The organism is Pauljensenia sp. UMB3104, from assembly GCF_030217285.1.
GTDB lineage: Bacteria > Actinomycetota > Actinomycetes > Actinomycetales > Actinomycetaceae > Pauljensenia.
The window spans coordinates 25,428-37,081 of the sequence record NZ_JASONN010000020.1; the positions used below are offsets into that span (position 1 = coordinate 25,428).

Sequence of the window (11,654 nt, forward strand, 5' to 3'; positions counted from 1 at the left end):
TCGTTATTCGGCCTTCTTCTCGGGAAAGGACAGCAGGCGACCCCTGTAGTGCTCGTACTGGGCGCGGCGGGCCGCGATCTCGGAGGGGAGACCCGACGAGATATCGTTAACAAGGGCGTCGAAGCGGTCCAGCAAATCGGCGATGCGCTGTTGCTCGTCGAGTGCAGGCACAGGAATTTCAAAGTCCATCAAACGCGGAACGACAAGCGAGTTAACCGAGCCACCTTGCTTCGATGTCTGCCTCAGAATCTCTTGCCCATTTGCTGATAGTGCATAGTAAATATACCGATGCTCGAAACGATCGGAATCTACGACAAGAGCTTTCATGTCCTGGTTAAATGTCGCATCAACATCAATCTGCGCAACAGGAAACGTGTGTTGCAAAATACTAGAGCGCACAACAAGAGCGATTGAGGGAGCCTCAATCAGTTTGACGTTAGACTCGCACACAGCTCTGTCGGTAATATTCATCATCGAATTCTGAATCTTCGACGATCGCATATCTTTCGGTGTAATCCAAGGGATGTTACCCTCATCCCAATAGTCAGCTCGACTCTTTGAAGGAGTTCCGCCCCCACTCCAAACGCCGAGCTCACGAAGAGGAATCCAACTGACCGGCCCGCGAGCTGTCATAGAATCATAGGAGAGCAACTGGGTGCGGTAGTGCTCATACTGGGCCCGCCTTGCTTCCAGCTCCGCTTCCAGCTCCGCTTCCAGCTCCGCTTCCAGCGTCGTAAACTGATCCAATATTCTCACGATCTCACGCTGAACTTCCAGTGGAGGAACAGGAATAGACATATCACGAACTACATTCCAATGCCGATTGTAACCGCGTGAAGGAATCGCAAGCGAGGAAAGAGAATGAAATAAGTAGCGAATATCCACATCATCAACCGCACGGATCCACTTCACACCATCGGCACCAGGAACGAAGAAATGATCAACATACTTAATTTCACGTGTGTGATCACCAAACACAATACCCGGAATATCTTTTACTAGCTTAGTTTCATCAGAAGAATAGCCTGCGACCTGTCCCCTACCCTGGTCAACAATAGGATAAGTGCCAGAACTTTCATATTGTCCTCTCTTCAGTCCCCTGGGAATCGACGGAAGTACTACACATTCTGACAACGGTTTGTACTTCACCCCGTCCGGGCACAGCTGCGCAATCAGGTCAGCGAGGCGGCTCATCGGTCGGCCTCCAGTTCCGCGACGATCGCGTCGATCGAGGCGCGCAGTTCACGCTGGCGCTCCACGATGCCGGCGATCCGGGTGTTCAGCTCGACGATGTCCACCTGCTCGCGCGTATCCTCGGGCTCGACATAGGAGGACACCGACAGATTCCAGTCATTGTCCTTAATATCGTCGATCGACACCAGGGCAGCCACGTGGTCCACAGCCTGGCGCTCGGACACCAGGGAGAGGATCCGCTGCTGATTCTCCGCGGTGAGGCGATTCTTATTCCCCTCACGCACGCACTCGGGGGACGCATCCACGAAGAGGACGCTGTGGTCGGGACGCGCCTTCTTCAGCACGATGATGCAGGTCGCGATCGTCGTCCCAAAAAACAGGTCCGGCGGCAGCTGAATCACCGCGTTCACGAAGTTGTTTTCGACAAGGTAGCGGCGAATCTTCCCCTCGGCACCGCCGCGGTACAGAACACCCGGGAACTCGACGATCGCAGCCGCCCCATCCTCGGCCAGCCAATGCAGCATATGCATCGTGAAGGCCAGGTCAGCCTTGGACTTGGGGGCCAGTACACCCGCCGGGGCGAAGCGCGGATCATTGATCAGCGCGATGTCATCCTTGCCCACCCACTTCGTCGAATACGGAGGGTTCGAGACGATCGCATCGAACGGCTGATAATCCCAGTGGGCGGGTTCCGTCAGGGTATCCCCCAGTGCGATATCGAAGTTCGAGAAGTTGACGTCGTGCAGGAACATGTTGATGCGGCACAGGTTATACGTCGTCAGGTTGATTTCCTGGCCGAAATACTGGCGGCTGCTCGACGGCCCGAGAAGCTTCGCGAACTTCAGAAGCAAGGACCCCGAGCCCGCGCACGGATCGTACACGCGCGTCACATCGGAACGCCCATCCAGGGCGAGGGTCGCGAGGACTTCGGCGACTTCCTGGGGCGTGTAGAACTCGCCGCCCGACTTGCCCGCGCTCGAGGCGTACATGGTCATTAGGTACTCGTAGGCGTCGCCGAAGGCGTCGATCTGCGCAGCACCGTGCTCCAAGGGCAGATCGCCGACAGCATCCATGATCTTGACGAGTTTCGCGTTGCGCTGGGCAACCGTGTTTCCAAGCTTCGTGGAGTTGACATCCACGTCGTCGAAGAGGCCACGCAGATCAGACTCGGAGCCGCTGCCCCGCGCCGAGTTCTCGATGAAACGGAAGGCATAGGCGAGAGTCTCGTTCAGGTTCTCATCACCGGCAGCCCGCGCACGCACGTTCCCAAAGAGGTCGGACGGGCGGATGAAGAAGCCTTTTTCCTTGACGATGCTCTCACGCGCTGCCTCGGCATCCTCGTTACTGAGGGTCGCGTAATCGAAGGCTGCAGCCTCTTCAGTGGTTCCGCCTTCGGCGAGGATCGCCTCACGCTCGGAGGAGTTCACGTAGTCCGTCAGATTCTCGGAGATGAAGCGGTAGAACAGGAATCCCAGGACGTAGCTCTTGAAGTCCCACCCGTCCACGCTGCCACGCAGGTCGTTGGCGATACGCCAGATCGTCTTATGCAGCTCGGCTCGCTCGGTTGCTGCCACCACGGTGTCCTCATTTCCGGTACAGCGCACATGTACTGCGCCCCGACTAGGTCTACATCATCTCCGCTGACCCCCTCAGTCGGAGGTGCGGACCACACAAAACAGCTTACGGTACACCCCCACATCTGCGGACCGTCGCACTCCGAGAGGAGGCTAGATCCGTATCCCAGCCCCGGCCTCGCCAATGAGAAGAGCGCGAGGGAAACGGACTCAGAAAACCCAACTTTTCAGGATACTCCCCCACCCTCGGCGAGTTAGACACTTTCGAAAAATATCGACAGACTCCCCCGGCCTTGAACAACCGAAACGGCAGGTCGCAGGCTCTCAGTACCTGACAAATACTTGGAAATTCAACCGACCCACGATTTTACTTGTCCGCACTGCGGGACACTTTTGTTCAGCTTGACCATATTGTCGGTTAATTTACTGAAAAATCGCTTTACCGTTGAATGGGCGCAGTTTCACGCGCATGACTCCCCCACCGGGACGTCTCATCAACGATTACGAGGACACACACGTCATGGAGACACGACATCCCCTGACCATCCCCGCTGCGATCGTGCTCGGCACCGCGGTCGTCGCCACGGCCCTGCCCCTGCCGAACTCCACACCGGCCACCGCCACGGGCACGGCACACGTCACCCGCGCCTACACGGACAAGTCCACCCACGAACCGGGTAAGCAGGCGACGATCACAGCCGAGGCCTCGACCGAAGGAACCGTCCACTTCTCCGTCAGCCACCTCGGCACTGAGATCGACTCGGGCGACGCCACCGTCGAAAACGGCAAGGCCACGTGGACCTACACGACGCCGAGCGAGGACGGCCAAGGGTACCTCGTCACCGCGACCGGTGGGGACGGCACCCACGCGGAAACGGCCATCGATGCCTCCAAGAGTTGGACGCGCTTCCCGCGCATGGGCTACCTCTCCCACTTCAAGCCGACCGCCCCCAAGGGGTTGGCGGGCAACGCCACCTACGAGCCCTACCTGTTCAACGCTCCGTCGGACTACGTCACGAAGCTCAGTCAGGACTACCACCTCAACGCGTTCCAGTACTACGACTGGCAGTACCGCCACGAGCAGCCCGTCGCAACCGGGGACATCAAGGAGCAGTGGCCTCTCTGGTACGAGAACAACTACGCCTCTGCCGCGACCATCAACAGCTACGTGACCACCGCGGACAACGTCGGCGCCGCCTCGCTCGCCTACTCGATGGCGTACGCGGCCAACGACAACTACGACACGAACAAAATCAAAGACGAGTGGCGACTGCACAACGAGAACGGCTCCTACTGGGACCGCCCACTCGGCGTACAGTGGTGGGTTCAGACCCCCGAGGGCGTGGACAAGCCGGCGGGCCACCAGTACATGATGAACGTCAACAACAAGGGCTGGCGCGACTACATCACCGGCCAATACGTGGACCAGAAGACGACGTTCAACTTCACCGGCACGCACATTGACACGCTCGGTGAGACCCACAAGAAGGATGCTTCCGGTAACGATCTCGACCTGACCGAGGGCCTGTCATCGCTCGTTAACGAGACGGCCGAGAAGACGAAGGGCGCAGTGGGCATCAACCTGCCCGATGGCGCCGGCAACGACAAGCTCATTAATGGTTCGTCCACGTACCTGTACACCGAGCTGTGGGACAACAATGAGACGAACGCGCAGGTCGCCAGCTACCTGCAGGGTGTGCGTAGCTCGGGCGCGAAGCAGCCGCTGATCGTGGCCGCCTACGCGAACGACTACGATCCGACCACCCGTTACTGGGATGCAGCGGCCAAGGAGTACAGGCATCCGGAAATCGCTGCCGACAACGGCGTGCGTATCGAGGCCGAGGCCGACCAGTCGAGCGTGAGCGGCGACGTCACCATCGTGTCCGGTGACGCATCTGCGTCGGGTGGCTCCTACGCGTCGGGTATTGCCAAGGACGGCGACGCCGTCACCTTCACCGTTGACGCTGGCCAGGGAGGCACTTTCACCTTCTCGCCGCGCTACTCGAGCCCTCAGGCCGATGGCGCCAGCCACCAGGTGATGATTGACATGGGTAAGACCGGGCAGCAAAAGCTCCTGAAGTACGTCACGTTCAACAAGACGCAGAGCGATTCTGACTGGCGCGAGGATATCAGCATCAACGTGGAGCTCACCCCGGGCACCCATACGATCTCCTTCCCAATCGACAAGTACGAGAAGTACGCGCCCGTCAACATTGACTGCATTACCTTCCGTGAGTTCAACGCGGACTCCATCAAGCTCGCGGACGCGGCGTTCGCGGCCAACGGTGCGCACCACCTGGAGCTCGGCGACTACGGGCGCATGCTGGACAACCAGTTCTTCCCTGAATCTGGCCGTGGCCTGTCCAACGACACGCAGACGTGGCTGAAGAACTACTACAACATCTCCACCGCCTACGAGAACCTGCTCTTCGGCGACAACCTGACGCGCAAGGAGCGCCAGGTCGAGGTCTCGACGAACGGCGTGGGCCTGCCGACCTCGACGGACGGGTCCGCGAACACGATCTGGGCGAACACCATGACGTCCAACGCGGGCACGGCCCTGCACCTGATTAACCTGCGTACGAACGACAGTGAGGGCAACGACGAGTACTGGCGTAACGCCGCCAAGCAGATCCTCGCCTTCGACAACACGTCCGTCACCTACCACCTGGAGGACGGCGAAGCGGTCCCCGTCTCCATCTACGCCGTCAGCCCGGACGTTGACGGTGGCCGCCCGATGCCCCTCGACTTCACGACGGGCACGGATGAGCAGGGTCGCACGACTCTCACATTCAACGTGGGGCGCCTGTCCTCCTGGGACATGGTCGTCTTCTCCCCCACTAAGGTTGCGGACCGTGCAGATGCCGCACCTCAGGATCCGAACGCGTCAGGCAACGCCAATTCGGACAATGCGGGGCTCGTGCCCGCAACGGTCGTCGGCCAGCTGCGCAACGGCCACGGCCAGTGCCTAACCTCCCAGGATCCGAAGGGCGCTGACGGCACCCCCGTGTGGAACAGCAACTGCGCTGGGAACAGCGCCGCACAGATCGTTACCTACGAGGGTGATGGGCACCTGCGTATCGGCGATCGCTGCGTCGACGTGGTGGGTGGCTACACCAACGAGGGCACGGTCGCGCACATGTGGACGTGCTACCCGACGCTTGAGTCCCAGAAGTGGGATATCAACGGCTCTGGTCAGCTGGTGAACCGCGCGTCGGGCCTGTGCCTGACGATCCCGGGCGACACCACGCAGGAGAACACGCAGGCGGTCATCTCGCAGTGCTCTGACGCCTCCACGTCACAGCGCTGGACGCTCACGAACGTCTCCGGGCAGTAAGACGCCCACTCCTCGGCACGGGCACAGCCGGGGAGGAGACAGCGCCCCCGTGCGCTGCAACAAGGCTCGGCCCCGGCCTCGTCAATTCATGGACGAGGCCGGGGCCGAGTCAGCGTGAGACGGAGCGTCAGGAGCGGGCGACCTCGACGAACGGTGCCTGCACCAGGTTCGACAGCGCCGTGATGTAGGCGCCGATCTGCTTACGGTTAAGGCCATTCTGCATAAGGTTCGGCATACCCTTCGTCGAACAGGTGACCTCGACGACGACACCTTCCTCATTCGGAATGAAACCGACGACGAGGTTCTCACCCCAGGACATCATGCCCATCGGGGTATCAAAGGTGATGACGCGGCCGTTCGGGTCGGCGCCCGTCAGCGTCGCCTTCTTGACCGCCTGAACGGCCTGGGTAGCGGCCGGGAACAGCTGCTCGAACGGCACGTTGAACTGGAATGCCTGCGTCGTGGAACGCATACCCATGAGTGTCTCCTTCAGGATCTCTATTGGCGCAGTCGGCGCGCACAGGTCACGCGTCGACCGGCGAAGAAGGACATACACGCCCACACTCGCTTCGATGTGACGAGAAAGAGGAGCTCCTTCTTCTAGCAGACTCAGCGTATCAGCAGTGCGCCCAATCACCTATTTCCATGTGGCCGCGCACCCACACATGCAGCTGCCGGACACCCGACGCGCATCCGACAGCAGCACACACTCACTCAGGACAGCGGCTCGAAGGGGCTCACCGACACCGAGGGGATCTCCTGGCACACGCGCAGGGTCAGCTGCAGGCTCGTCGCACCGCTGCCGGCCTCGGGCATGATATCGATCAGCTCCGAATCGGCCGGATTGCAGCCGTCGACGCCGTCCGTCGACTCCGCCGTCAGAGTCACGCCCACACGGCCGCCCTGAGCGACCGTGTACACGTTGCCGGGGTCCTCGCCCTCACGCACAGCAGTCGAGAGAACCGACCCGCCGCCGGAGAAAATAATCTGCGGGAAGCCCTCAATCCAACACGAGGGGCCCTCATTCGTGAACCCCACAGACACGTAGGTCGTGCCGCCAGCCTCCTGCTGAGAGTCGATGGAGGGCTGCAGGTTCGACAGGTCGCAGCGCTGATCGTTGTCGGCGACATTCACCTCGGGGGCCTGGTTCCCCTCGTCGGGCACGCCACTCTGGGGGCCGGCGCCGCTCTGCGCGGGCATGCCACCCTGGGAAGAGGAAGCACTCGGGGAAGCAGACGAGGTGGTCGACCCCTGCTCGGGAGTCGTGCCCTTCGGAGAACAGGCAGCAAGCCCCAGGGCGAGAACCGACAGGGAGGTCACGGCAAGAATGCGTCGCGTGTTGATCATGCGCCCATCCTATGAAGTGCCACGCCGCTCACGTACCGCCACGCCGGGCAGCGCCCAGGGGTGACAAGCGGCGCACCCGAGCGAACCACCTACCGCGCCCCGGCCTCGTCCCCGTTATCGAGTGACGGGCTCGATCTCGACGGGGGCCACGTCCATCTCAGCGAGCGGCACCGTCCGATCCTTGCACACCAGGTGGTAGCCCCACCAAACCACACCGAAGAGCGGCAGACCAATGTAGGAGGAGGCAACCTCCCACACCTGGCCGTGAAGCACGGCTTCATAGTTCTGCCCCGCCATAACGACCAGGCACATGACGAAAGCGATGATGGGACCAGCCGGGAAGAACGGTGAACGATACGGCAGGTCTTCGAGGCGGTAGCCCTGCAGCAGGTAGGCGCGGCGGAAGCGAATATGACTGACCGCGATGCCCAGCCACATGATGATGCCGGAAATACCGACGATGTTCACCAGCCAGATGTAGGCGTCCTCAAAAACCAGCTGCGTGAGGAAGCCGCACGCCGCCGTCACCGTGGTCACCGCCATCGCGTAGCCGGGCACGCCGCCCTTCGTGACGCGCGCAAAGATCGCGGGAGCCTGACGCTTCAGGGCCATCGAATGCAGCATACGCGAGGCCGCATACAGGCCCGAATTACCGGCCGACAAAATCGACGTCAGGATGACCGCGTTCATGACGGCGGCCGCCGCGCCGACCCCCATGCGCGCGAACACGAGTGTGAACGGCGACTGAGCAATATTGTTCGCCGAGTCATCGGCCGCACTCAGCAGGCTCGGATCCGTGTACGGCAGCAGCGTGCCGATCACCGCGATCGCGCCAATGTAGAAGAACATGATGCGCCAAAACACCGTGCGGATCGAACGCGGCACGTCCCTGCGCGGGTTCTCGGACTCGCCCGCGGCCACGCCCACCAGCTCGGTGCCCTGGAAGGAGAAGCCCGCAATCATGAAGACCGCGATGACGCCGACGAAACCATTGTGGAAGGGCGCGTCCCCGGTCGTCCAATTCGACAGGCCCGGCGAATTCTGGCCCATCACGCCGGCAATCATGAGAACACCCGACAGGACGAACACGATGACGATGACGACCTTGATGGCGGCCAGCCAGAACTCGGCCTCACCGTAGACTCTCGCCGACAGCGCGTTCAGCCCGACGACGACGCCGAGGAAGCCCACCGCCCAGATCCACGACGGCACGGACGGGAACCAGTAGGCCATCACCAAGCCCGAGGCCACCAAGTCCGCAGCCACCGTCACCGCCCAGTTAAACCAGTAGTTCCACCCCATGGCGAAGCCGAAGGACGGGGAAATGAACTTCGTGGCAAACGTCTGGAAGGAGCCCGCGACCGGCTGATGCGCACTCATCTCACCCAGGGACTGCATCAGGAGCAGCACCATGAGGCCGATTGCCGCGTAGGCGACGAGTGCACCGCCCGGACCGGCGTTCGCGACCGTCGCACCGGAGGCCAGGAACAGGCCCGTGCCGATCGCGCCGCCGATAGCGATCATCTGCATGTGGCGCGACGCCAAGCCGCGCTTGAGCGCCGTATTGGAGCGCTCCTGCACATCGGTGGCGATGTCGTCGGGAGTGGGGGTTTCCATGACTGGGTTCCTCATCTGTCGATCGTCGAGTCCCATCTTAGCCCCACAAATGCTTGTGTCGAACTTGGTAGATTCTTTTCTCATTCTTTAACGAGGTCGGGGCCGAGTTCCGCTCTTGACACCCCCTTCCCCGCCACCGCCTCGTCGCCCCTCACGCGCCTCACACACACGAGGCGGTTACACTAAACCCACCCACGCCACCGCAGGAGGTCCCCATGACACAGTCCCTCATGAGCATCGGCTGGATGCTCCTCGCCCTCGTCCTCTCTGCATCCATCGGCCTCGAACGCCAAATCCGAGGCAAGAGCGCAGGCATCCGCACACAGGCCATCGTCGGCCTCACCGCCTGCCTCATGATGCTCATCTCCAAGTACGGCTTCTCCGACATCCTCGTCGACGGCATCACCCGCTACGATCCCTCGCGCGTCGCCTCGCAGATCGTGTCGGGCATCGGCTTCCTCGGCGCTGGCATCATCCTCACCCGGCACGGGGCGATCCGAGGTCTCACAACCGCCGCGACGATCTGGGAGACTGCCGCTATCGGCATGGCCTGCGGTGCTGGCCTGTGGTGGCTCGCCCTCGCCGGAACCGTCCTGCACTTCATCGTCATCGCCCTGCTGACCCCACTCGTCCAGTTCATCCTCATGCGCACCCACGGGCACAAGGTCACGCTCACCGTCCATTACACGCCCGGACACGGGGTTCTCTCAACGCTGCTCGGCCAGGTCTCCTCCCTCGGCTGGAACGTCTCAGGCGTCTCGACCCGCACAGACTCGTCCGAGCGTGCCACCACCGCGCGATTCACGGCGACGACGCGCCAAGACCTCTCACGGTCTCTCCTCGTCACCACGCTCGCCGACCTCGACGGCGTCGCGGGCGTGGACATCAGCGAAGACGACGACGAGTAAACATTCGACACAGACGGGAGGGCCCGCGGCATACGCCGCGGGCCCTCCCTGCGTTCTCTCAACGCGTCAGGAACGCGTCCCGAAGGGGTTGTACGGCTTATCGCCCTGCTGCCCCTGGTTGTAGCCCTGCTGACCATACTGATTCTGGCCGTACTGAGGCTGCTGACCGTACTGCTGCTGGCCATACTGGCCCTGCGCCGCCTGAGGAGCCTGGAAGCCACCCTGCTGCTGAGCACCGGGGTAACCGCCCTGCTGACCATACTGCAGACCCTGCTGGCCATACTGCTGCTGAGCACCCGGGTAACCGGCCTGCTGGCCCTGCTGACCGTACTGCTGCTGACCCTGCTGGCCGTACTGCTGCTGGTTACCCTGCGGGGCCTGGAAACCACCCTGCTGGCCATACTGCTGCTGGCCCTGCTGGTTACCCTGCGGAGCCTGGAAACCACCCTGCTGGCCCTGCTGACCGTACTGCTGCTGGCCAGGCTGGTTCATGGGTGCCCCAGTGAAAGCGCCACCGAAAGCGTTCGGGTTATCGACCGGCGCAACCTTGCCATTCTTGAGCTCCAGGAGCAGGAGACCGCCGGAGACACCGAGGCCAATCGAGAAGAGGAAGAAGAGAATACCGCCAATGCTGGGAGTCGCTTTACCGAGAATGCTCAGGAACTGGAGCACGCCCAGCAGGGCAACCACGATCGCCGCGATACCCGAGGACAGGAACGCCCACTTCTGATTCGTGAACCAGTAGGCAGCTCCCAGGCCAAGGACGACCAGCATGAGGAAGATGTGGAAGAAGGCGTAACCGCCCGCCCCCAGCATCGAGAAGGACATGCCGTACACCGACGCGAACGGCAGGATCATCGACACGATCGAGAGCACGAAGGACGCCGCCATGCCGATGAGCGCGTACGTCGCGCGCACGGAACGGCCCTTCACCTTGCCGGTCTCGTTGACGACAGCGTTCTGGAACTGGTTGAACGCCGTGTTCGCGGCCGCACCGAACTGCTGTGCCGCAGCCCCAAACTGCTGTCCAGTCGACGCGCCCTGCTGAGCACCCGGGGCAGCGTACGGGGACTGCTGACCGGTCGGCGCATACCCCTGCGGACCGCTCTGAGCGGCGTACGGGGACTGCTGGCCCGCCTGCGAACCGTACTGCGCCTGGCCGTAGCCCTGCGGAGCACCGGCGGCCTGGGCCGGGTTCTGGCTGTAAGCGGAGGCCTGCGCTGCAGCGTTTTCCTCGGCAGCAATCTCGGCCATGGAACGCTCACGGGTTCCTTCCACGATCGTGCGCTCGAGATCCTCGTCCGAGATCGACGAGGCCATATCCGCAGGAGTCTCCGTCACGGGTGCCACCTGGGGCGCCTCGTTGATCGGCTCGGGCTCAACGACCGGCTGAACATCCTCAACCACGGGAGCAGCCTCAGTTTGAGGAGCACCCCACCCATCGGACTGCACAGGCTCGGGCTCGGCAACCAGCTCAGGCTCAACGACCGGCTGAACATCCTCAACCACGGGAGCAGCCTCGGCCTGAGGAGCACCCCACGCATCGGACTGCACAGGCTCAACCACAGGCTCGGGCTCGATAAACGGCTCGGGCTCGACAACCGGCTGAACATCCTCAACCACGGGAGCAGCCTCGGCCTGAGGAGCACCCCACGCATCGGACTGCACAGGCTCAAC

8 protein-coding genes are annotated in these 11,654 nt (G+C 62.1%); 2 read left to right on the forward strand and 6 right to left on the reverse strand.

Annotation, left to right across the window (positions count from 1 at the left end; all coding sequences use genetic code 11):
* Positions 1-3: 3 nt before the first annotated feature.
* Together QP415_RS08785 and QP415_RS08790 are read right to left on the reverse strand one after the other, a co-directional pair.
* Positions 4-1,194: a restriction endonuclease subunit S gene (locus QP415_RS08785; RefSeq protein WP_082157730.1), complete on the reverse strand. Its 1,191-nt coding sequence runs from the start codon at positions 1,192-1,194 to the stop codon at positions 4-6.
* The gene (locus QP415_RS08790) at positions 1,191-2,771 is read right to left on the reverse strand and encodes a type I restriction-modification system subunit M (RefSeq protein WP_285099732.1); all 1,581 of its coding nucleotides are present in this window, start codon (positions 2,769-2,771) and stop codon (positions 1,191-1,193) included. The genes QP415_RS08785 and QP415_RS08790 overlap by 4 nt, the downstream gene beginning before the upstream one ends.
* A gap of 517 nt (positions 2,772-3,288) precedes the next feature.
* Between QP415_RS08790 and QP415_RS08795 the strand changes: the two genes are divergently transcribed.
* The gene (locus QP415_RS08795) at positions 3,289-6,105 is read left to right on the forward strand and encodes a glycoside hydrolase family 66 protein (RefSeq protein ID WP_285099733.1); all 2,817 of its coding nucleotides are present in this window, start codon (positions 3,289-3,291) and stop codon (positions 6,103-6,105) included.
* Positions 6,106-6,232: 127 nt separating this feature from the next.
* Here QP415_RS08795 and QP415_RS08800 read toward each other — a convergent pair whose 3' ends face one another.
* The 3 genes from QP415_RS08800 to QP415_RS08810 all read right to left on the reverse strand — a co-directional run bounded on the left by QP415_RS08800 (position 6,233) and on the right by QP415_RS08810 (position 9,069).
* Positions 6,233-6,583 (reverse strand): hypothetical protein, encoded by a 351-nt coding sequence (locus QP415_RS08800; protein WP_016460057.1) that lies wholly within the window; start codon positions 6,581-6,583, stop codon positions 6,233-6,235.
* A 236-nt stretch (positions 6,584-6,819) separates the two neighbouring features.
* Complete coding sequence (locus QP415_RS08805; RefSeq protein ID WP_285099734.1) at positions 6,820-7,452, reverse strand: DUF4232 domain-containing protein; 633 nt, start codon at positions 7,450-7,452, stop codon at positions 6,820-6,822.
* Between the two features lie 114 nt (positions 7,453-7,566).
* Positions 7,567-9,069, reverse strand: a complete 1,503-nt coding sequence (locus tag QP415_RS08810; protein ID WP_285099735.1) for an amino acid permease — start codon at positions 9,067-9,069, stop codon at positions 7,567-7,569.
* A gap of 215 nt (positions 9,070-9,284) precedes the next feature.
* Here QP415_RS08810 and QP415_RS08815 point away from each other — a divergent pair, with 215 nt between their 5' ends.
* Positions 9,285-9,977, forward strand: a complete 693-nt coding sequence (locus QP415_RS08815; RefSeq protein ID WP_285099736.1) for an MgtC/SapB family protein — start codon at positions 9,285-9,287, stop codon at positions 9,975-9,977.
* A 66-nt stretch (positions 9,978-10,043) separates the two neighbouring features.
* Here the strand turns inward: QP415_RS08815 and QP415_RS08820 are convergent.
* Positions 10,044-11,654, reverse strand: a 1,611-nt coding sequence (locus QP415_RS08820; RefSeq protein ID WP_306559648.1) for a vitamin K epoxide reductase family protein, incomplete at its 5' end; no start/stop codon positions are given.